At 68.4% G+C, this 20,896-nt stretch carries 20 protein-coding genes, 1 tRNA gene, 2 pseudogenes and 1 riboswitch; of the genes and pseudogenes, 14 read left to right on the top strand and 9 right to left on the bottom strand.

The genetic code is table 11. The features are described from left to right. Position 1: 1 nt before the first annotated feature. On the top strand, positions 2–2,143 hold the full coding sequence (locus ACN27F_RS18685; RefSeq protein ID WP_421435085.1) for an iron ABC transporter permease: 2,142 nt from the start codon (positions 2–4) through the stop codon (positions 2,141–2,143). Positions 2,144–2,218: 75 nt separating this feature from the next. Here ACN27F_RS18685 and ACN27F_RS18680 read toward each other — a convergent pair whose 3' ends face one another. Genes ACN27F_RS18680 through ACN27F_RS18665 form a run of 4 tightly spaced genes read right to left on the bottom strand, consistent with a single transcriptional unit; the run spans position 2,219 to position 5,144 of the window. Continuing rightward, entirely contained in the window at positions 2,219–2,869 is a 651-nt protein-coding gene (locus ACN27F_RS18680) for an aminodeoxychorismate/anthranilate synthase component II (protein WP_421435082.1), read from the bottom strand. A 14-nt stretch (positions 2,870–2,883) separates the two neighbouring features. Beyond that, complete coding sequence (locus tag ACN27F_RS18675) at positions 2,884–3,210, bottom strand: hypothetical protein (protein ID WP_421435080.1); 327 nt, start codon at positions 3,208–3,210, stop codon at positions 2,884–2,886. Positions 3,211–3,213: 3 nt separating this feature from the next. After that, positions 3,214–4,335, bottom strand: coding sequence for a class E sortase (locus tag ACN27F_RS18670; RefSeq protein WP_421435077.1), 1,122 nt, complete (start codon positions 4,333–4,335; stop codon positions 3,214–3,216). Continuing rightward, on the bottom strand, positions 4,332–5,144 hold the full coding sequence (locus ACN27F_RS18665; protein ID WP_421440298.1) for a DUF881 domain-containing protein: 813 nt from the start codon (positions 5,142–5,144) through the stop codon (positions 4,332–4,334). The genes ACN27F_RS18670 and ACN27F_RS18665 overlap by 4 nt, the downstream gene beginning before the upstream one ends. Before the next feature lie 230 nt (positions 5,145–5,374). On the opposite strand from ACN27F_RS18665, the gene ACN27F_RS18660 reads away from it, so the two are divergent. From ACN27F_RS18660 to ACN27F_RS18635, 6 genes and pseudogenes are all read left to right on the top strand, one after another. Beyond that, complete coding sequence (locus tag ACN27F_RS18660; protein WP_421435074.1) at positions 5,375–5,638, top strand: cell division protein CrgA; 264 nt, start codon at positions 5,375–5,377, stop codon at positions 5,636–5,638. Positions 5,639–5,826: 188 nt separating this feature from the next. Continuing rightward, positions 5,827–7,708, top strand: a pseudogene (locus ACN27F_RS18655) ((Fe-S)-binding protein); the annotation flags it as partial. Positions 7,709–7,806: 98 nt separating this feature from the next. Continuing rightward, positions 7,807–8,157, top strand: a pseudogene (locus ACN27F_RS18650) (heterodisulfide reductase-related iron-sulfur binding cluster); the annotation flags it as partial. A gap of 23 nt (positions 8,158–8,180) precedes the next feature. Further along, positions 8,181–8,774 carry a VanZ family protein gene (locus ACN27F_RS18645; protein ID WP_421435073.1) on the top strand — a complete coding sequence of 198 codons (594 nt, stop codon included), beginning with the start codon at positions 8,181–8,183 and terminating at the stop codon, positions 8,772–8,774. Positions 8,775–9,103: 329 nt separating this feature from the next. After that, positions 9,104–10,144 (top strand): NlpC/P60 family protein, encoded by a 1,041-nt coding sequence (locus ACN27F_RS18640; RefSeq protein ID WP_421435071.1) that lies wholly within the window; start codon positions 9,104–9,106, stop codon positions 10,142–10,144. A gap of 255 nt (positions 10,145–10,399) precedes the next feature. Next, positions 10,400–10,542: riboswitch (cyclic di-AMP (ydaO/yuaA leader) on the top strand. A 98-nt stretch (positions 10,543–10,640) separates the two neighbouring features. Beyond that, a complete protein-coding gene (locus tag ACN27F_RS18635; protein WP_421435069.1) occupies positions 10,641–11,579 on the top strand; it encodes an NlpC/P60 family protein in 939 nt (312 codons plus the stop codon). A gap of 146 nt (positions 11,580–11,725) precedes the next feature. Here the strand turns inward: ACN27F_RS18635 and dcd are convergent, their stop codons facing one another. Continuing rightward, entirely contained in the window at positions 11,726–12,304 is a 579-nt protein-coding gene (gene dcd, locus ACN27F_RS18630) for a dCTP deaminase (RefSeq protein WP_421435066.1), read from the bottom strand. An 89-nt stretch (positions 12,305–12,393) separates the two neighbouring features. On the opposite strand from dcd, the gene ACN27F_RS18625 reads away from it, so the two are divergent. After that, positions 12,394–12,906 carry a pyridoxamine 5'-phosphate oxidase family protein gene (locus tag ACN27F_RS18625; protein ID WP_421435064.1) on the top strand — a complete coding sequence of 171 codons (513 nt, stop codon included), beginning with the start codon at positions 12,394–12,396 and terminating at the stop codon, positions 12,904–12,906. A gap of 95 nt (positions 12,907–13,001) precedes the next feature. Beyond that, positions 13,002–13,075 (top strand) — tRNA-Gly (locus tag ACN27F_RS18620). A 75-nt stretch (positions 13,076–13,150) separates the two neighbouring features. Here the strand turns inward: ACN27F_RS18620 and ACN27F_RS18615 are convergent. From ACN27F_RS18615 to ACN27F_RS18605, 3 genes are all read right to left on the bottom strand, one after another. Continuing rightward, on the bottom strand, positions 13,151–13,531 hold the full coding sequence (locus ACN27F_RS18615) for a ribbon-helix-helix protein, CopG family (RefSeq protein WP_421435062.1): 381 nt from the start codon (positions 13,529–13,531) through the stop codon (positions 13,151–13,153). Then, positions 13,519–13,803 (bottom strand): hypothetical protein, encoded by a 285-nt coding sequence (locus ACN27F_RS18610; RefSeq protein ID WP_421435060.1) that lies wholly within the window; start codon positions 13,801–13,803, stop codon positions 13,519–13,521. Before ACN27F_RS18610 ends, ACN27F_RS18615 begins: the two co-directional genes overlap by 13 nt. 453 nt (positions 13,804–14,256) lie before the next feature. After that, complete coding sequence (locus tag ACN27F_RS18605) at positions 14,257–15,003, bottom strand: glycosyltransferase (RefSeq protein ID WP_421435057.1); 747 nt, start codon at positions 15,001–15,003, stop codon at positions 14,257–14,259. Between the two features lie 47 nt (positions 15,004–15,050). On the opposite strand from ACN27F_RS18605, the gene ACN27F_RS18600 reads away from it, so the two are divergent. Further along, a complete protein-coding gene (locus tag ACN27F_RS18600; RefSeq protein ID WP_421435056.1) occupies positions 15,051–15,494 on the top strand; it encodes a hypothetical protein in 444 nt (147 codons plus the stop codon). A gap of 59 nt (positions 15,495–15,553) precedes the next feature. Here ACN27F_RS18600 and ACN27F_RS18595 read toward each other — a convergent pair whose 3' ends face one another. After that, the gene (locus tag ACN27F_RS18595) at positions 15,554–16,078 is read right to left on the bottom strand and encodes a phosphoribosyltransferase family protein (RefSeq protein ID WP_421440296.1); all 525 of its coding nucleotides are present in this window, start codon (positions 16,076–16,078) and stop codon (positions 15,554–15,556) included. Between the two features lie 167 nt (positions 16,079–16,245). Here ACN27F_RS18595 and ACN27F_RS18590 point away from each other — a divergent pair, with 167 nt between their 5' ends. The 4 genes from ACN27F_RS18590 (at position 16,246) to ACN27F_RS18575 (ending at position 20,884) form a co-directional block, all read left to right on the top strand. Continuing rightward, on the top strand, positions 16,246–16,914 hold the full coding sequence (locus ACN27F_RS18590; protein WP_421435053.1) for a septal ring lytic transglycosylase RlpA family protein: 669 nt from the start codon (positions 16,246–16,248) through the stop codon (positions 16,912–16,914). A 196-nt stretch (positions 16,915–17,110) separates the two neighbouring features. Further along, positions 17,111–18,241: a PP2C family protein-serine/threonine phosphatase gene (locus ACN27F_RS18585; RefSeq protein ID WP_421435050.1), complete on the top strand. Its 1,131-nt coding sequence runs from the start codon at positions 17,111–17,113 to the stop codon at positions 18,239–18,241. A 424-nt stretch (positions 18,242–18,665) separates the two neighbouring features. After that, complete coding sequence (locus tag ACN27F_RS18580; RefSeq protein WP_421435048.1) at positions 18,666–20,522, top strand: acyl-CoA dehydrogenase; 1,857 nt, start codon at positions 18,666–18,668, stop codon at positions 20,520–20,522. A gap of 101 nt (positions 20,523–20,623) precedes the next feature. Next, on the top strand, positions 20,624–20,884 hold the full coding sequence (locus ACN27F_RS18575; RefSeq protein ID WP_282224681.1) for a DUF6458 family protein: 261 nt from the start codon (positions 20,624–20,626) through the stop codon (positions 20,882–20,884). Positions 20,885–20,896: the final 12 nt, after the last annotated feature.

Raw genomic sequence — 20,896 nt, 5'->3', positions numbered from 1 at the left:
CGTGGCAGTCGGTCCGCCGCCACGAACCGCCAGCGGGGTGCGCCGTCCGGCGGGCACCGGGGAGGACACCTCCCCGGTGCCCGACACCGGCCAACCCCGCCGGGGTGGCGGGTTCGTCGCCGCAGCTGCCGTACTCGCGATCCTGGCCACCGCGCTGGTGCTCACCTCCGGCTGGCATCTCACCCAGGGCACCGCGGACCTGGGGCTGCGCGATCTGATCGAGTTCATCGCGGGCCGGGAGTCGGCGCGGGCGGACCTGACCCGCGACCTGCTCGTCGGGTCCCGGGTGCCGCGTCTGGCCGCCGGGATCACGGTGGGATTCGCCCTCGGCGTAGCCGGAGCACTGTTCCAGTCACTCGCCCGCAACGCGCTGGCCTCACCGGACACACTCGCGGTGACGGCCGGCTCGTACCTCGCGGTCGTCGCGGTCGCGGCGTTCGGGCTTGCCGTGCCGATCTGGGCATCCGGTGCTGTCGCCTTCGCCGGCGGCCTGCTGGCGGCGGCCGTCGTGCTCGGCCTCGCCGGCGGGGCCGGTGCCGCCACCACCCGCCTGGTGCTGGCCGGGTCGGCGGTGGCGATGGCGCTGCAGGCGGCGACCTCGGCCCTGCTGATCCTTTTCCAGCAGGAGACCACCGGTCTGTTCGCCTGGGGCAGCGGATCGCTGAGCCAACTCGGCCTCACCGCGTTCCAGCAGGCCGCGCCGGTCGTGGCGGTAGCCACCGCCGGCGGACTGTTCCTCGCCCGCCGGCTCGATCTGATCGGCTTCGGTGACGACACCGCCGGCGTGCTCGGCGTGCCGGTGCGCCGCACCCGGGCGGTCGGTGTCGGGCTGGCGGTCCTGCTCACTGCGGCTGCGGTGACCCTGGCCGGGCCGATCGGGTTCGTCGGACTCTGCGCACCCGTGATCGCCCGGCTCCTGGCCCGCGTGATCCCGGTGCTGCACCGGCACGCCGTGCTGATCCCGGCGGCCGGGCTGGTGGGCGCGCTGGCCGTGGTGGGTGCCGACGTGCTGATCCGGGCGCTGCTCGGCGCGGACCGGGCGATCGCCGTTCCCACCGGAGTCACCACCACGCTGGCCGGTGCCGTCGTGCTGGTCGTCCTTGCCCGCCGCGCCCGCGATTCCGGTCCGACCCGTCGGCCGCCCGGCTCCGCTACCCGCGTCCGGGGCCAGCTGCGTTTCCGGCTCACCTTGGGCGCGGGTGCGCTCGCCACCGTCGGCACCCTGCTGGTCGGTCTGCTCGCCGGGCACACCTGGCTGCTCACCGGCGACATCCTGCTGTGGCTCGACGGGCGGGCCGCACCGATGATCGCGTTCGCGCTCGACGAACGTGCACCCCGGGTGGTGGCGGCGCTGGCTGCCGGCGGGGCGCTCGCGCTGGCCGGCTGCCTGGTTCAGGCCACCTGCCGCAACCCGCTGGCCGAGCCGGGGATTCTCGGCATCACCGGCGGCGCCGGGCTCGCGGCGGTCGTCGTCGTCACGAGTCGTGCCGGCGACAACGGCAACCTGCTGGTAGCCGCGATCTGCGGGGCGCTGCTCGCGTTCGGTGTGGTGTACGGGACAGCGTGGCGGCACGGGCTGGACGCCGACCGGCTGGTGCTCGTCGGCATCGGTGTCTGGTACGCGACGATGGCGCTGACGACGTTCCTTCTGATCCGCGCCAACCCCTGGGACACGCCACGGATCTACACCTGGTTGTCGGGGACCACGTACGGTCGTAGCTGGGCTCAGGTGCTGCCGGTGGTGGTGGCGCTGCTGCTCGCGCTACCGGTCGCATTCGTGCTGCGGCGAGAGCTGGACCTGCTGGCCCTCGACGAGGACACACCACGGCTGGTCGGCGTCGCCCTGGAACGGACCCGGCTGCTCACCCTGGCGGTGACGGCGATCCTCGCGGCGGTGAGTGTCGCGGCCGTCGGCGTGGTCGGATTCGTCGGGCTGGTGGCCCCGCACGCCGCCCGCGCGCTGGTCGGCGGACGGCATGTCCGGGCGGTCCCGGTGGCGGTCCTGCTCGGCGCGGTCCTGCTCGGGCTGGCCGATACGGTGGGGCGGACCGTGATCGCGCCGGCGCAGATTCCGGCCGGGCTGATAGTCGCCCTCATCGGTGCGCCGTACTTCGTCTACCTGCTGAGCCGCTCGCGTGGCTGAGCCCACGGCGGTCAGGCCGCTGGCGCGGCTGGGCCCACGGCGGTCAGGCCGCTGGCGCGGCTGGGCCCACGGCGGTCAGGCGGCCGCGAACGCGGCGCGGCGGCGGACCTCCACCTCGGCGGCGAGCTGCGGGGCGCGCTCCCGCGCGGTCGGTAGCCCGCAGACGGCCAGCCAGTTCGCCAGCATCAGGTGGCCGCCTTCAGTGAGCACCGACTCGGGGTGGAACTGCACCCCCTCCACCGGCAAGCTGCGGTGACGCATCGCCATCACCACGCCGGACGGGGTACGTCCGGTGACCTCGATCTCGTCCGGCAACGTCTCGGCCCGTACCGCCAGGGAGTGGTAGCGGGTCGCGGTGAACGGATCCGGCAGCCCGGCGAGCACGCCGGCACCCGCATGGTGCACCAGGGACGTCTTGCCGTGCAGCAGCTCCGGCGCCCGCTCGACGACGCCGCCGAAGGCCGCCCCGATCGCCTGGTGACCGAGGCAGACCCCGAAGATCGGCAGCTTGCCGGCGTACCGGTCGATCACGTCCAGACAGATGCCGGCCCGCTGCGGAGTGCCCGGACCAGGGGAAAGCAGCACGCCGACCGACCCGAGCCGGCCGACCTCGTCGACGGTGATCTCGTCGTTGCGCCGGACCTCGCACTCGGCACCCAACTGGCCCAGGTACTGCACCAGGTTGAACACGAACGAGTCGTAGTTGTCGATCACCAGTACGCGCACGTGGCCACCTAGCCCTAGTCGCCGTTTACTTCAGGTGGTGCGGGATTGTTCGTCTCCGTGTCGTACGGCAGGTCGTGCTCGCCGGGGCCGTCGCCGTCCGGCGCGTCACCACCGTCGGGCTGCCCGCCGGACGGGTCGCCCCCGGTGGAGCCGTCACCGGCCGGGTCGCCACCCGGTACGCCACCGTCGGTGACCTGTACGTCGTCGAAGGGCAGCAGGGGCTCGGCCCAGGGGAAGACGACGAACCACAGCAGCGCGACCGCCACACCGGCGAGCAGCACCGAGCCGACCAGTTTGCCGGCCAGCCCGAACGGAAGCTTGCGCCAGATCCACGCGTACACCGGCTAACCGCCCAGCTCCGCCGGTTGGCCGTCGGCCTTCGGCTGGCTGCGGACCAGCGTGGCGTGCACGATCAGCCGTTGGTAGTTGTCGAACTTCGGGTGGCAGGTGGTCAAGGTGAGCATCGCCTTGGTCGGCTTCGCATTGCGGTCGCCGGGCACCGGCGCGACGACCTCGGTCTGCGAGGGCAGCACGATGTGGTTGCGGGTGACGGCGTACACGTGCCAGGTGTCCCGGTCCTCGACGACGATGACGTCGCCGTCGCGTAGTTCGTCCAGCCGCCAGAAGGTGGCCCGGTTGCGGTGCCCGGCGACCGAGAAATTGCCGATCACACCCGGCTGGGCACTGTTCGGATAGTGACCGGGGGCATACCTGATGTCGTTCTGCCCGACGCCCTCGACCACGACCCAGCTCTTGTCGATCTTGGGAATGTAGAGTCCGGCGACCGGTGTGCCCTGTACCGGCGGCTCGGGAGCGGCGACCGGTGCGGGCGACGGACCATCGCTGACCACCGGGGCGGGCACGTCGGCCCATTGCTGCGCGAGTTGCTCGCTGAGATCTTCCTGATGGGCGTTGACGATGACTGACTTGCCCCAGATCTCGTAGCCGGCGAACAGCAGCACGATCACCCCGAAGGTGATCAGCAGCTCGCCGGTGAACCGCGCCGCGGTGCGTAGCCGGCTCCAGACAGTGGGCCGGGTCAGCTCTGAATAGATGCTCTTGTATCCCTCACCGGTGCGCTCCGGCCGCAATTTGACCACCCGCTCACCCCGCCGAGACGGTGGCCGCTCGTGCCCGTCCAATGCCGGCTTGTCGCCGTCGGGGGGTGGCTGGTAGCTGCTGATCACGACCGGGAGCACGTTGGTGGCGGCGGCCGCATGGTCGTTCGGATACGCCGGGATGAGGGCGGTCTGGGCGGCAGTGTGCGGGTCGGCGGGTGGTGCCGGGCGCGGGCCGGCGAACCGGGGAATCACCGCCGTCGCGTCATCCAGATGGTGCGCCTGGTGGCGGCCGTAACGGTCCGGTTGGTGCTGATATCCGTTGCTGCGGTCGTTGTCGCCGTGGCCAGAGTAGCCGTGACCAGAGAAGCCGTGGCCGCCGTCGACCGGCGGCCCGGGACGGGTCATCGTGTCGACCCCGGCACGGTGGCGTACCGCAGCGACGCCGAGCCGTCGAAGGCCCGTACGGTCAACTCGGGCTCCACGGTCTCCTGGTAGCCGAGTTGGAAGTGAAGCACGGCATCCCTGAACAACTGGACCCCTTCCGACTCGGCCAGCGCCTGCTGCAGGGCGGCCGGGTCACCGATCGCGGCTATCCGGAAGGGCGGCGAATATACGCCGCCGTGCAACAGCAGTGTGTTCCCGACACAGCGTACCGCGCTGGTCGCGAGCACCCGTACATCCATGATTGACATGGCCTCGGCGCCGCCCGCCCACAGCGCGTTGACCACGGCCTGTACGTCACTCTGGTGTACCACCAGGTCGTCGTTGCTGGCGCCGTCGGGTAGATCGGTCAGCCGAGGCGCGTCATCGAGTTCGATGACGATCCCCGGGCCGGCCAGCGCGGTGAACCCGGCGGCCGGCCGGTTCGCCACCACCCGGTCCTGCTGTTCGGCGATGGTCTCGTCCGAGCCGGCGACGAGCGCGGCCTGCTCGTCGACCTGGGCCCGCAACTGTGCGGCCCGCTCCTCGCTGGCGGCGAGTTGCGCCCGGCGATCGTTGATCAACTGGGCGAGTTGCGGGCGGCGGTCCTCACGCAGGGTCGTGCCCCCGGCGGTGGTCGCGGTCGTGGTGAACAGCATCCCGGCGAGTAGCGCGATGAGGGGCACGCCGGCGGCCCAGCCAGGCTGGCGGTAGCCCGGTCGCCGCCGGATGAGGCCACGCAACGCCCGGCTCACCACGTCCCGCCAGGACGCGCTGCCGGATGTGTACTCCACCGCAGCCCCTTCCGTGCCGGTGGCCATCGACCGCTGTCCGCATAGTGGGCCACCTGGGTCGCCTGTTTTGCCTGGTGGTGCTGGTCGTGCTCAGTTGCCGGTCCGGTTCCTACCCCGTCCGTGGCCGGAACGCGTCAACTTGACTACGCTAGCCGGTGAACATTATTGGCCATGGACCGTCGCCGCTGCGTCCGGTTACCGGGCCGGATGACCGCCACCAGGAGAGCGTCGTGCCTAAGTCCCAGGTTCGCAAGAAGAAGGTCTACACCCCGCCGACCGATGTCCGGCCCACCCAGACCGCGGCCAGCCGTAAGCCGAGCCCGATCTGGTTGCCGATCACCGCGGTCGCGTTGATCGTCTTCGGCATCGGCTGGTTGGTCGTGTACTACCTGTCCGAGACGGCCTACCCGGTGGCGACGTGGGGCTACTGGAATCTTGCCGTCGGCTTCGGCGCCATGGTGAGCTCTCTGATCCTACTGTCCCGCTGGCGCTGAACCCCGCACCGGCGTCGACTGGCGCCCCGGTGATGACCTGGTGTTTGCTGCCATAGGGTGGCGGTACCGGACGGCTGGCCCGTTGCGACATTGCTCACGTTACTCGTGGGTAACGTAGCGGTAAGCTAGGGCAGACCGGCCTTCCGGTCACCCTGCCGCTTGTCCGCAGCACACCGGGAGGCCAGCGTATGGGCACGGTCCAGATCGTCACTACTGTCATCGCCGCCATCGTGACCGCGGTCGCGGTGGGGCTCGCCGGCAGGGCGGTATGGCAGTTCGTGTCGATCATCCGGCTCGGCCAGGCCGACCCCACCCGTACCGGGGATCCCGCCACCCGCGCCCGGGTGATGCTCAGCGAGACCCTCGGCCACACCCGGATGCTCAGGTGGAGCGTGGTCGGCGCGGCGCACTGGCTCGTCATGGTCGCCTTCATCGTGCTGTCGATCCTGGTGCTGGAGGCGTACTTCGAGGTGGTGCACGCCGGTGGTGGCATCCCGGTGATCGGCACCTGGTTGGTCTATGGACTGGTCACCGAGCTCATCTCGATCCTGGGCCTGGCGGGCATCAGCGTGCTGATCGGCATCCGGCTCGCCAACCGCCCGACCCGTGCCGGTGGCCGATCCCGGTTCACCGGTTCGACGATGTGGCAGGGCTACTTCGTCGAGGCGGTCGTGCTCACCGTACTCGTCTGCGGATTCCTGATCCGCGGGTTCCGGGTCGCCACCGACCACTTCGACTTCCCGATCTGGGCGACTCCGGTCAGCCACGCCCTCGGCGCCGTACTGCCACCGTCCGAAACGGCGATCAGCGTCACCGCCCTGGTCAAGATCCTCATCTCGATGACCTGGCTGATCGTCATCGCGTTGACCTTGACGATGGGCGTCGCCTGGCACCGGTTCGCCGCCTTTTTCAACATCTACTTCAAGCGTGACCCGGCCAGAGCGAACTCCGGGCTCGGCGCGCTGCGCCCGATGACCAGCCAGGGCAAGCCGCTCGACTTCGAGGAAGCGGACCCGGAGAAGGACCAGTTCGGCGTGGCGCAGGTGGAGCAGTTCAGCTGGAAGGGGCTGCTCGACTTCACCACCTGCACGGAGTGCGGTCGTTGCCAGTCGCAGTGCCCGGCCTGGAACACCGGAAAGCCGCTGTCGCCGAAACTGCTGGTGCTGTCACTGCGCGACCACGCGTACGCCAAGGCGCCGTACCTGCTCGCCGGCGGCGGCAAGGACCTGGCCGGTGAGGAGAAGGCCTCCCCGGAGCAGTTGGCCAAGGTCGATGCGCTGGCGCTGGCCGAGGCCGACCGGCCGCTCATCGGCGGATCCGACGACGGCGGCGTCATCGATCCGGACGTGCTGTGGTCCTGCACGACCTGCGGTGCGTGTGTCGAGCAGTGCCCGGTCGACATCGAGCATGTCGACCACATCGTGGATATGCGCCGCTACCAGGTGCTGATCGAGTCGAGCTTCCCCAGCGAGGCCGGCGTCATGCTGCGCAATCTGGAGAACAAGGGCAACCCGTGGGGCGCGCCACCGAACACCCGGGAGGACTGGACCAAGGGTCTCGATTTCGCGGTGCCCCGGGTCGGCGAGATCGACGACTTCGAGTACCTGTTCTGGGTCGGCTGCGCCGGTGCCTTCGAGGACCGGGCGAAGAAGACCACGCGCGCCGTGGCCACCCTGCTGCACTCCGCCGGCGTCGCCTTCGCGATCCTCGGCGAGGGCGAGACCTGCTCCGGTGACCCGGCCCGGCGTATCGGCAACGAGTTCGTCTTCCAGATGCTCGCCCAGCAGAACGTAGAAACCCTCAACGAGGCGTTCGGCGACCGGGAGCCGGCCAAGCGCAAGATCGTTGCGACCTGCCCGCACTGCTTCAACACGCTCGGCAACGAGTACGGCCAACTCGGTGGGCACTTCGAGGTGGTGCACCACACCCAGCTGCTCGCACACCTGGTGGCCACCGGCAGGCTCACTCCGGTCACTCCGGTGGACGGCGGCTTGACCTACCACGATCCCTGCTATCTGGGTCGGCACAACCGGGTGTTCAGCCCGCCACGCGAGGTCCTCGGCGCCGCGTTGACCGCCGATGGCGCCGGAGCCGGCGCCGCAGCCGCAGCTGGAGCCGCAGTAACGGGCGGGGACCGGGCCGGGACCGCAGGCCCGACGGGCGGGCAGTTGCGCGAAATGCCACGCAACTCCGAGCGCTCGTTCTGCTGTGGGGCCGGCGGTGCGCGGATGTGGATGGAGGAGCGGATCGGCAAGCGGGTGAACGTCGACCGGGTAGAGGAAGCGCTGGCCACCGGCGCGGAGACGATCGCGGTCGGCTGCCCGTTCTGCTTCACGATGCTCGGCGACGGTCTCACCGGAAAGCAGTCCGCCGGCACGGCCGGCGCGAACGTCGAGGTCGTCGATGTGGCAACCGTGCTGCTCAGGTCGATGCAGCCGGCGGTACCATCGGCTGCGACCACGCAACCGGCGACCACGCAACCGCCGACCGTGGAATCGACGACGACACGCCAAGAGTAGGTCGAAGAGTAGGGAGACAGCGGGTGCTGGGCTGGGCCCGTGAATTTCTGTCCCAGCCCTGGCCGTTCCTGACGCTGGTGCTGTTGACCGTGGTCGGGCTGCTGGTGCACCGGCCGCTCGCCCACCGACTCGGCTGGGCCCGCTGGCCGACCCTGGGACTGTTTCTCGGCGCGGCCGCCGTCGCCGCGTTGACCTTGCCACCCGCACCGACCGGTGGAGTGCCGGTCGCGCCCGGTGCGTCGGTGTCAGGGGCTGACAGCCAGATGGTGGCGGCCTGCGTCCGGTCTCTCACAGATCCGGCTGTGCTCTGGTCCGGTCTGGTCACCATCGACTCACTCGGCGAGCGCGTGGGTAACGTCGCGATGTTCGTTCCGCTGGCCTTCTGCACGGTGCTCGCGGTGCGCCGGCCGCTGCCGGCCACCGGAGCGCTGCTTCTTGTGCCAGCCGCGATCGAGCTCGCCCAGGCGATGCTCGGGGTGGGCCGTGAGTGCGTCGGCTACGACTGGGTCAACAACGCCACCGGCGTACTGCTCGGCGCGGCGGCTGGCGGAATCGTCCGGCTGGCGGCCAGCTTCCGTCGGTCGCCACGTCGGTCGCGGCGAACACCTCAGCGGTGACGGCCGTGCGGTACGCAGTGACGACCTCGACGGTCGCGTCCACCGCCCAGACCGCTCCGAGGGTCGCCACATTCTGAATCGTCTGACTTCAATTCGCTGGTCGGCGCGAGGCCGAGTAGCGGTGTTTCGCCAAACCGAGGGTGTTCGTGTCGCTACGCCAACTCTGCGGGGGCGGTCGCGCTGGGTGGTGACGATCGCCGAGGGGGGCAAAGTCGGCCTTGAACGAATATGGGTCGTTCCAATAAGGTTGGGCACCGACCGCTGCGGATGTCGGCCTCCGTCCCCCCGCCTGGGAGGCCCCAGCGATCGATATGAAGGAGTCGCTGCCAATGGCACGTGTGCTCACGCAAGACCGCGCCAATGATTACGCTGAGTCGCAATTTGACTGCAAGAAGTATCGTTCGGCATTCGTCGCCCGAACTGCCGTCGCTGCTCTGCTCTTGCTCAGCGTCGGCTTGCTGCCGGCAACTGCCGCACAGGCGGAGCCGACCCTCGCCGAGATCGAAGCTGAACTCGACGCGCAGTGGCTCAAGCTGGAGCCGGTAATCGAGCAGTACAACAAGGTGCACAGTGAGCTGAAGGCGAATCAGAAGAAGGTCGCCCAACTCGACGAGCGGATCCGCCCGCTGTCGTTACAGGCCGATCTCGCGTCCGACGAGATCGGCGAGGTGGCCAACCGGTACTACCGCACCGGACCGTCCACCGAACTCAACGCGCTACTGACCACTGGGACGCCGACCAGCCTGGCTGATCAGTTGGTCGTCCTCGACCGGATCTCGAAGCAACGGCACGAGCAGATCGTCACCGTGCTCGCCACCCGGGACCAGTACCTGAGCGAGAAGCGCACCCTCGACGAGCTCATCGCGAAGCAGAAGGTGCAGGACGAGGAACTCGCCGCGAAGCGCAAGACGATCAACGCCGAGATCGATCGTTTGGAAGACATGCGGGCCGACGCCTACCAGACAACCGGCTACACCGGCGGGTCGGGCGCCTCCGGCCCTTGCCCGGCGGCCTCGGTCGGCGGTGCCGCCGCCACCGCGGTCGCGACCGCGTGCGCGCAGATCGGCAAGCCGTACGTCTGGGGCGCGACCGGCCCCAACGCATTCGACTGTTCAGGGCTTACCCAGTACGCCTGGTCGAGTGCGGGGGTGGGTCTCACCCACTACACCGGTTCGCAGTGGAACCAGGGTAGGTCGGTCAGCCGAGCCGAGGCGCTGCCAGGAGATCTCGTTTTCTTCTTCAGTGATCTGCATCACGTAGGCGTGTACATCGGTAATGGTCTGATGGTGCACGCGCCGAGCTCCGGTCAACCGGTGCAAATGGCGAATATCGACCACATGCCGATCGCTGGATTCAAACGGGTCGGGTGATTGTTGCAGGTCAGCTGGTTGTAGAGGTGGATCGATCAGTGCTCGGCGGCTGTCGACGATGCCGGTAGGCCGGTGCTGCGGCGCTGGTCTGCAGGCCGCGATTCGAACGCATGAGCGACTGCGACTACTGCACGATTAGCAATCATCTGCCTACGGAAAGAAATGTCCATCGTCGTCGCTTGCGTACGGAGAACAGCGCTCTCTACTCTTGGGGATCGTCGAGTCGAGATGACGTCAGCCAACCAGGTTGACCTCGACCCGACACCGCCTAATCGTCACACATCACGAGCCGGGGACCCACGGTAACTCGGGGTGAATCCGCAGGATCAGCTGCGGTAGGGCGTCTCCTTTCCGCCCGAACCCGTCAGCTAACCCGGTAGGCGGTCTGGGGAGAAGGAGTCCGGTGGCTACGAGCGCCCCTCGGCGGCGCCCCGGATGGTCCGAGCGGGACCACGGGTGCACAACGCCGCGTACCCATCAACAGATTCTTCGGGCGGTGGTAGCCGTTGCTGCCAGCGCCGGACTGCTGCTGGCCGGATCGCCCGCACAGGCCCAACCTACCGTGGCGCAGATCGAAGCCCAGATCGACGACGTCTGGGCGGAACTCGAACCGACGATCGAACGGCACAATGCCGTACGTCAGGATCTGGCCGGGAAGAAGAAGCAGGCCGAGGCCCTCGGTAAGAAGATTCAGCCCTTGCAGATCCAGATCGATCTGGCGATGGACCGGGTCAGCGAGTTCGCCGCACGGTCGTACAAGGGCGGCAGCCCTTCGGCGATCAACGCGATCCTGGTCAGCGGCCAGCCCACCCACCTGGCCGACCAGTTGGAACTGCTCGACCAGTTCGCCCGCAGGCAGGCCCGCGACGTACAGGCGGTCGTCGACCTCAAGGACAAGTACGCCGCGCAGAAGGCGCCCCTCGACGAACTGATCGGGGAGCTGACCCAGACCGAAGCACAGTTGGCGGCGAAAGCCAAGGACATCGACGCCGAGGTGGACCGGCTGCAGGAACTGCGGCTGCAGGCGTACGGGTCGACGAACACGCTCGGCTCGCTGCGGCCCGCACCCTGCCCGGCCACCTACCCCGGTGGTGCGGCCGGCAAGGCCGTCACCTTCGCCTGCGCGCAGATCGGCAAGCCGTACGTGTGGGGATCAGCCGGGCCCAACAGCTACGACTGCTCGGGCCTGACCTCGGCGGCCTGGCGCCAGGGCGGCGTTTCGCTGCCGCACAACGCGGCCCGGCAGCGGCAGGTGATGGCGTACGTCGACCGGTCCGAGCTGCGACCGGGTGACCTGATCTTCTACTACAGCGGGCTGTCGCACGTCGGCATGTATGTCGGGGACGGCTGGATCGTCCACGCGCCGCAGGCCGGCTCCCCGGTGCAGATGCGCAAGATCGGTTCGGACGTGCACAGCTACGGCCGGCCCGGATAACTTCACTCCTCCCCATGGCCTGGCGCTAGCCGCGGATCCCCCCGTCGTGCGGCGGCACCGGCCGTTTGAAGGGCGTCCTCCCATGCCTCCCCCCGGCTTGGGAGGACGCCTTTCGCTACACCTGGTCGGCCTATCCCGTCTTGGACCTATCCCGTCGGCCAGGTCTGCCACCGTTGCCAGGACCGGCTCGGCGTCGGCCCCCGCTGACCCTGGTAGCGCGAGCCGTAGACCGATGATCCGTACGGATGCTCGGCGGCTGACGAGAGCCGGAAGATGCAGAGCTGGCCGATCTTCATGCCTGGCCAGAGCATTATCGGCAGGTTCGCGACGTTGGACAGCTCGAGCGTGACGTGACCGGAGAAACCTGGATCGATGAAGCCGGCGGTCGAGTGGGTCAGCAGGCCGAGCCGGCCCAGACTGGACTTGCCTTCGAGCCGGGCGGCGAGCCGGTCGCCGAGCGTCACCACCTCAAGCGTGGAGGCGAGGACGAACTCGCCCGGGTGCAGTACGAACGGGTCGCCGACGGGTACCTCGACCTGCGACGTGAGATCGTCCTGCCGGGTGGCCGGGTCGATGTGGGTGTAGAGGTGGTTGTTGAACACCCGAAAGTAGCGGTCGAGCCGCACATCGATGCTCGACGGCTGGATGAGGGCTGGTTCGAACGGCTCGAGAGCGAGCCCGCCGATCTTGGTCTCCGCGACGATGTCCCGGTCGGAGAGGAGCATCGTCACACCATAGCGACCATGGCTCGGGCAACTGGCCGGGCCGCCCGATCCAACTATCTTTTAGAACATGTGTTCGATAGACTGTGTGCATGGCAACCTGGTCCGAGTTCGCCGCCGACGAGCCCCGGCTGGCTACAGCGATCCGACTCCTCATGCAGCAGTACGGTCCCGGCCTCGGCTACCTCGCCACGGTCCGAGCCGACGGCGGTCCACGGGTGCACCCGATCTCGCCGGTGATCACCGATGAAGGGTTGTACTGCTTCATCGTCGACTCGCCCAAGCGCCGTGACCTCGAGCGTGACGGGCGGTACGCGTTGCACTCGTTCCCGCCGGAGCAGAGTGACGACGAGGCGTACCTGGCCGGGCGCGCCCACCCGGTGACCGACGTGGCGAAAGTGGCCCGGCTCGCGGGCGACCTACGTGCCGTGCCGCACGTCGACTGGCGGCTGTTCGAGTTCACCGTGGACGTGGCGATGGTGGCGCGGCGCAACACCACCGCCGGGATCACACTCGCGACCGTCGACCAACCGGCGGTCCAGGTCTGGCTCGACCCGGCCAGCGACAGCGTACGCAGCCCGCTGCCCGACCCGGTCGCCTGCTGACGGCCAACGCCGAGGCCGCTGTCTCGCGACCGTGGCAGCTATCCGCTCGGCCTGTTGCGCATCTGCCGACCGAACCAGGTAGAGTGGTGCCGCTCGCGGGTGTAGTTCAATGGCAGAACATCAGCTTCCCAAGCTGACAGTGCGGGTTCGATTCCCGTCACCCGCTCCACACCGAAAGTCCTGGTGGAGACCACAATCCCAACCAGGGCTTCCGTCGTATGCGCGCGGGGTCGCCGCCAGCTTCCTACTTTCGCGGGTACGCGGCCTGCAGCACTTCGCGGATCAACTCGCTGGGGCTGCGGTTGGTCAGCTCCGCCACCTTTTTGATCATTTCGTAGGTTTGGTCATCAACTCGGATGCTGATCTTGTGCGAGGCGCCGCCGCTGCTGGAGAGTGGCGGTCTGCCGACCCGGCGAGGGGCGAGACTGTCGGGGTCGTACCCAGCCTCTGCTTCTTCGACCAGCTCGCTCTCCAGCTGCGACGTGAGCGCCGTACCGTTCTTGGTCTGTCGGCTGGCTGCCCGAGTCGCCCGGGCTCCGGTGGTGGTTGCCCGGCGTGGTGCCTTTGTCTTGTTAGAGGTCGTGGAGGTCGTTCGGTCCTTCGTTGCTCGCGTTACACCCGCCATGGCTTCGCCTCCTTGTAGAGCCGGTTGTACTTGGGTCGCATGTCCATGGAGTGGATCACGCGTAACGTCCCATCGAGTAACTCGACGGCGACGACTTCGAGTGCGACGCCGTCTCTGTCGTCGCCGAGGAACAGGAGCCGTTCGGGTCGGTCCGGGGGTTCTGGTGGGAGGACGTACGGTTGACCGCAGTGTTCGATGACGTATCGTGATCGATGTTGCGCTATGTTGTGCTTGCTGGCGGACTGCGCCCACGAGTACCTGTACCTGGCCACGCGTCGTATTTTGTCCGACGAAACCTGTCCTGGCTAGGATGACACGTGCGCTCGACCGCCGGCAAGGGCTCGGCCACGCAGCTCGACCTGTCGTTGCGGCGGAAGTTCCCCGCGCGCTGTCCGGCCGTGCCATCGGCGTGCCAGTAGGTCAGGATGATCAAGGCCAGCCCAGGCCAGGTGGGGCCGCTGTGACCTGGGGGACGAGCCCGGCAGCTGCCGGTGTCCGGCGATTCCCAAGCTGACAGTGCGGGTTCGATCCCCGTCACCCGCTCCAACGTCCAGAAGCCCTGGTCAGGACCACAGTGTGCCGACCCAGCGAGGGGCGAGACTGTCGGGGTCGTACCCAGCCTCTGCTTTCCGCGGCCAGCTCGCTCTCCGGCTGCGACGTGAGCGCGGTCACGCGTCCGTCCAGCAACTCGAAGATGTTCCGAAAACTGAAGCCGATCTTCTCGTCTACTGGACCCGTTGCAGAGCGGCCACACGATCATCGATCACCTTGATGCGTGTCGCACGTTCGGACGGGGACCAGTGGCTTGCCTGACTGGTGGCTTGTCCGGGCCACTTCCGGTAGAGCAGCCCTACCTGGCCGATGAACCAGCCATCGCTGACAGTGCTGACCGCGAGCAGCAGGCCGGTGTCCTCGGATGCGGGAAGTGCCATCCAGCCACCGAGAGCGAGCAGGAGATCCGTACGCAGGCACATGGTCGCGGGATGGACGGGCAGTCGACGGTCGCTGTCGTACCAGGCACGGTGCAGCGCACCAGCGGTGAGCCGCCCGTCAGGTGGATCGGTGGCCACCGCCGTGGTCGATCCGTCCGGATGCAGGTCGAGTGCCCGCGAGACGGCCCAGCCCACGGTGGGGTCGGCGCCGAGCACCGCTATGTCACGGGCGAGGACGCCCTCGGTGAGCCTGTCGTCGGCGTCGAGGACCTTGACCAGCGCCCCGGCCGCCCTGGACAGCGCCATGGTTCGGGTGACACCAGGGCCGCCCGGCCGGTTCATCCCAACGCTGACCCGCATGTCGGTCGGGAGCGCTCGGCGGACCGAGCCGGTCGTGCCATCTTCCTGCACCAGCCAACGCCACTGCCAGTCGGCGGGCATCTGCTGAGCACACAGCGACTCGTACGCCTCGGGTAGGTAGGGGATGCTCGCGGGATGCACCGGTGTGATCACCGAGACGGTCTGCCGATGGGTGTCCACCTGGCGACTCTATCGATCGTGCGGCTACACCCTGGTATTAAGGCCTCATGCGTGAGCAGCAGGATCCACGGTCGGTCGATGCCGAACACTCCCGTCCGTCAGGTGTCGACGATACGACCGTGGCGGCGCTGGGCGAGCTGAGCAAAGCCTTGGAAGCGGTGCACCGCGCGCGTGGCCACCTCTACTCGATGCACCAGCTGATCGGTGGCGCGGACGCCACTCTCGACCGGGTTGTCGAGTTGCTCCGCGAGGCCGGACACGACCACCTTTCGGCTCGGGTCGAGTGTGAGCTGATCGGCCGCAACGTCCTGCCGGGTCGCTGGACGTTCCAGATCGTCGAGGAGTTCGACGACGGCTACTACGCGGCCTTTCAGGAGGTGGAGCGCGCTGCTCGGAAAGAACTGGCGGCCGGGCGGCGACACATCCACGAGGCCGAGATGAAGCAGGCACGGCGCACCGTCGGCCGGCCGGGGCACGAGGCGACGCCGTGACTCCACCAGCAGCCGCCGACGTGAAGGCAACGGTCGGGGTCGAGTGCCCGCACGGACCATCAGAGGTCGCGGCTGTGCAGCAGGGCACGGAGGTGTAGTTCGTCGGCGATGTCGGGTGGGCAGTCGGCGACGAGCACGGCGCTGCCGGTCACCGTCGCGCACCGGGCAGCGACGATCCTGGCCATGGCGCGCAGTTGCGCTCCGGTGGTGACCCAGTCGTCGACCAGCAGGACGCGCTGGCCCGACTGCAGGTGCCGGTCGCGGATGCCGAGCCGCAGCGTCCGGCCACGGTAGTCCGGGGCCGTTGCGGCCCAGGTCGTAGCGTCTGCGAGGGCACGGTGCGGGTCGTGCTTGTACGCGGGTACCAGACCTGCACCGAGCGCCGCTGCCACCAGCGGCCCGACGATCAGGCCGGTGACTTGCGGCGCCATCACGACATCGGGGCGATCGGAGGCGACAAGCGCGGCGAGCGCCGGTCCGATCCCGGCGATGATCACCGGGTCCCGCCACCACGCGGAAATGTCGCTGACCAGATGGCTGCTGGTCGGTCCGGGGTCGTGCCAACGAAAGGCATCGACCAGCATCCGCCGAAAGGCGTCCGGACGGGCCGCCGTACGCTCGCCGCCTGCCGGCGGTGCGTCAGTCTCTCGGTCGGCCACCAACCGAGTATGGATGCTTGACAGGGGAAGCGCTTCTCCGGCTACGGTGCCCGCGATTATGTTGTCTACCGCCGGAAGGCACGGGAGTACGCATGGCCGCGCGGCATCGCGATCCGTACGCCCGCCGGTTGCGGGTCGCGCCGTGGCTGATCGCCCTTCTGGTGGCCGGCCTGCTGACCGGCGGCACCGCGGTCGGGCTTCGGCTGACCAGCGACACCACCGGCGCTGAGGCTGACGCGACGGCCGGCGCCACGGTGACCCCAACGGCAGGTGCACCGTCGGCAGCCGGTTCTGGGCGACCCGAAGCGGAGCGATCGGCCGAGTCGACCCGGGCTGCCCGTGGGGCCGACCGGTCTGCCGTGCCGAGCCCCTCGCCCTCGCCGTCGACCGCGTCGACCGCGTCGACCGCGTCGGCTCCGTCGGCCCCGTCGACCACGTCGGGCTCGCCGAGCGTGGCGGCGACCGTGGTCGACAGTGGCACCTGCGGCGCGTCCTACTACGCCAGCGGTCAGGTCACTGCGAACGGTGAGGCCTTTGATCCGGACGGGTTGACGGCTGCGCACCGGAGCCTGCCGTTCGACACCCGGGTCCGGGTGAGCAATCCGGCGACCGGCGCGGCGGTCGTGGTGCGGATCAACGACCGGGGCCCGTTCGTGGACGGCCGTTGTCTTGATCTCTCTCGTGCGGCCTTCGCGAAGATTGCCGCTCTTGACCTGGGTCATCTGGATGTCCGGTACGAGGTGCTCGCCGGCAACAGCTGAAAGACTGAGTCACGAATCAGCATTAAGGCGCTGGTCAGTAGCCATCCGTGCCGTTTAGAGATTTGGCCCCAGGTTGAGCAACCGGAAGCCGGCCGCAGTACGTGAACCTGAGAGCCGATCTTGTGTAATACCCCAGGTGGTCAGAACCGGGTCAACCGAGGGGCCAACCCCGTTGGGCCACCACGAACGATCAGTCATGCTGTTTCGCGTACCCATGCACATCATCCCGACGGGCGCCCGCCGCCCGCTCAGCGCTGGATCCCGCGTCGGCCTCGGCGCGGCCCTTGTGCTGCTCGCACTCGTCTCGGCGGTAGAGATCGCCGACGGCTCCAGCCCCAACTACGTCGGGCTGGTGGCCGCCGCGCCGTTCCTCGCGGCGGCGTTCGCGACCTGGCGGGTCGTCCTGTCCGCCGGGGTGCTCGCCACCCTGGTCGGTGTCACCTTCGCACTCACCGGGCAGATGGTGTCGCTGGCCACCGCGGTGAACGTGGTCGGTATCGCGCTGGCGACCGGCCTGGCCGCCGCGGTCGCGGTGATCAGGGAACGCCAGGCCGAGCAGATCGCCGAGCTGTCCCGACTGGCCTCGGTGGCCCAGCAGGCGGTGCTGCGCCCGATCGGCCCGCAGGTCGGCACCATCTCGGTGGCGGGACGGTACATCTCCGCCACCGCCGCTGCGGATATCGGCGGTGACCTGTACGAGGCGCTGGACACGCCGTACGGAGTACGGATGATCATCGGTGACGTACGGGGCAAAGGCCTGGACGCGGTCCGGCTGGCCAGTATCGTCCTCGGCTCCTACCGGCACGTGGCCTACGAGCGGGCGGACCTGCGGGCGATCGTCGCCGACCTGGACCGGGCGGTCGCCCGTAGCGTCGGTGACGAGGACTTCGTCACAGCCGCCCTGGTCGAGGAGCGCGGTGGGACGCTGACCATCGTCAACTGCGGTCATCCGGCACCGCTGTTGCTGCGCCGTGGCCAGGTGATCCCGCTCGAACCGCCGGCACCGGCGCCGCCACTGGGCTTCATGCCGGTGGTACGTCCACGGGTCGAACGCCTCGAACCGGGTGACCGGTTGCTGCTGTTCACCGACGGGTTGGGCGAAGCTCGCCGGGACGGTGCCTTCTTCCCCACCGCGGACCGGGCCTGGCGGCTGCTCGGCCACGGAACCGTCGGGGATGGGCTGGCATCGCTGGAGAGCGCCCTGATCGAGTGGGTGTACGGGCGGCTCGACGATGACATCGCCCTGGTGCTGATGGAGTACACCGGCTCGGGCGCGGTGCCAGCCACGTCTGTGCCCAGCTGGGAGGTTGGCGCAGCGGAAGGCTGATGCCGAGTCAGACGTGTTGCGGCAGGACGTGGAGAAAGCTCATCCCGGCGAGTGCGCGGTGCCGACCGACGTAGCGGCGGCTGGCAAGTGGATCGATCAACACATCGAGTAGTCGGATGATGGACATGGCAGCCTCCTGGTCCGATCTGCACCTTCTCCTAACTTTGCCCGACTCTGCGAAGCCGTGCATCGGGCCAAACGACAACCATGTAAGTCGGTAACGGCTCGCGTAGCGGAACAAATCAGACTCATGCCATCTCAAGCTTCATCAGCGGTATATGGGATGTATAAGCATGAAAGCCTTCGGTGTCGCGATGGTGTGGTCCCGGTCACTGTGATAGGTCGCTTGTCGTAGCTACCTGCCGGTAATACAGTTGGTGTTACTGACCAGTAACCGTGTCCGGGAAGCGGGGGCCAGCACGCCATGACCCATTACAAGAGCAACTTGCGGGATCTGGAGTTCAACCTCTTCGAGGTCTTCGGCGCCGACCGGACCTTCGGCCAGGGGCCGTACGCGGATCTGGACGTCGACACGGCCCGCAGCATCCTTGCCGAGGTCGACCGGCTGGCCCGCGACGAGCTGGCGCCCAGCTTCGTCGTCGGTGACCGTCATCCCCCGGTCTTCGACCCGACCACCTATTCGGTGACCATGCCGGAGGAGTTCCGCCGCTCGTTCGACGCCTTCATGTCCGCCGAGTTCTGGCGGTTGGATCTGCCGGAGGCGCTCGGCGGCACCAACGCTCCGCGTGCCCTCTGGTGGTCCCTCGCCGACCTGGTGCTCGGCTCCAACGCCCCGATCTGGATGTACGCCTCCGGCCCCTCGTTCGCGCACACCCTGTACGTCGAGGGCACGCCACAGCAGAAGGAGTGGGCCAAGCTCTTCGTCGACAAGCAGTGGGCGTCGACGATGGTGCTGACCGAGCCGGACGCGGGTTCCGACGTCGGTGCCGGGCGTACCCGGGCCACCCCCCAGCCGGACGGGTCGTACCACATCGAGGGTGTCAAGCGCTTCATCACCAGCGGCGAGCACGACCTGAGCGAGAACATCATCCACTACGTGCTGGCCCGCCCGGTCGGCGTCGAGGGCGCCGGCGGCCCCGGCACCAAGGGACTGTCGCTGTTCGTCGTGCCGAAGTTCCACTTCGATCCGGCAACCGGCGAGCTTGGCGAACGCAACGGGGTGTTCGCCACCAACGTCGAGCACAAGATGGGGCTGAAGGTCTCCACCACCTGTGAGCTCACCTTCGGCGAGCACGGGGTACCGGCCAAGGGCTGGCTGCTCGGTGACGTACATGACGGCATCCGGCAGATGTTCCTGATCATCGAGTACGCCCGGATGCTGGTCGGCACCAAGGCGATCGCCACGCTGTCCACCGGCTACCTCAACGCGCTGGAGTACGCCAAGAACCGGGTGCAGGGCGCCGATCTGCTGCAGATGACCGACAAGTCCGCCCCCCGGGTCACCATCACCCATCACCCGGACGTACGCCGGTCGCTGATGCTGCAGAAGTCGTACGCCGAGGGCCTGCGTGCCCTGGTCTGCTACACCGCCAGCTGGCAGGACAAGATCAACCTGGCTGCGGCGGCCGGTGACGAGGAGAGCGTCAAACTCGCCAAGCGGGTCAACGACCTGCTGTTGCCGCTGGTCAAGGGCTGCGGCTCCGAACGGGCGTACGAGTTGCTCGGCCACGAGTCGCTGCAGACCTTCGGCGGCTCGGGCTTCCTGCAGGACTATCCGCTGGAGCAGTACGTCCGCGACTCGAAGATCGACACCCTGTACGAGGGCACCACCGCGATCCAGAGCCTCGACCTGTTCTTCCGCAAGATCGTCCGGAACAACGGGCAGGCGCTGCTCGCCGTGGCCGCCGAGATCCAGGCGTTCATCGAGGCCGAAGGCGGTAACGGCCAGCTCAAGGAGGAGCGGGCGGCGCTGGGCCGGGCACTCGGCGAGGTGCAGAACATCCTCGGGGTGATGACCGGCTGGCTCGGCGAGGTGCAGGGCGGCGAGCCGCGCTCGCTGTACAAGGTCGGGCTGAGCACCCGCCGGTTGCTGCTCGCCCTCGGCGACGTGGTCATCGCCTGGTTGCTGCAGCGCCAGGCAGAGGTAGCGCTGACCGCGCTGGCCGGCGAGATCTCCGCCGCCGACCGCAACTTCTACCTGGGCAAAGTGGCGGCGGCCCGGTTCTTCGCCGGTGAGGTGCTGCCACGCATCGGTGCGGACCGGCGCATCATCGCCGGAGCCACGCTCGACCTGATGGAACTGCCCGAAGAGGCCTTCTGAGTCATGTCATCCACCCGTAGGCAGCCGTTTCGCCGACCCCTACCCGGGTAGTTCAGCAGGCGACCGCACAACTTGTAGCGACCGCACAAGGAGTGCAGCGCATGGGTATCGGCAGTGGAATCTTCCTCATCGCAGTGGGTGCCATCCTGGCGTACGCCGTACGGGCGGACGTCTGGTGGCTCGACGTACAGGCCGTGGGTTGGGTGCTGATCCTTGCGGGTCTGGCGATCCTGCTCACCGTGCTCTGGTTCTGGAACGACCGCCGCCGCCGGGCCCGGACGGTGATCGTCGAAGAGAACAAACTATCTCATCCCGCTCAGATGGTGCCGCCGCCGGCAGAACCCCCACAGCCACCGAATTGACCGGTCTGTCGG

It is taken from the genome of Solwaraspora sp. WMMB335 (assembly GCF_049179075.1).
Taxonomy (GTDB): Bacteria; Actinomycetota; Actinomycetes; order Mycobacteriales; family Micromonosporaceae; genus Micromonospora_E.
This window is presented reverse-complemented; position numbering and strand designations above follow the sequence as displayed.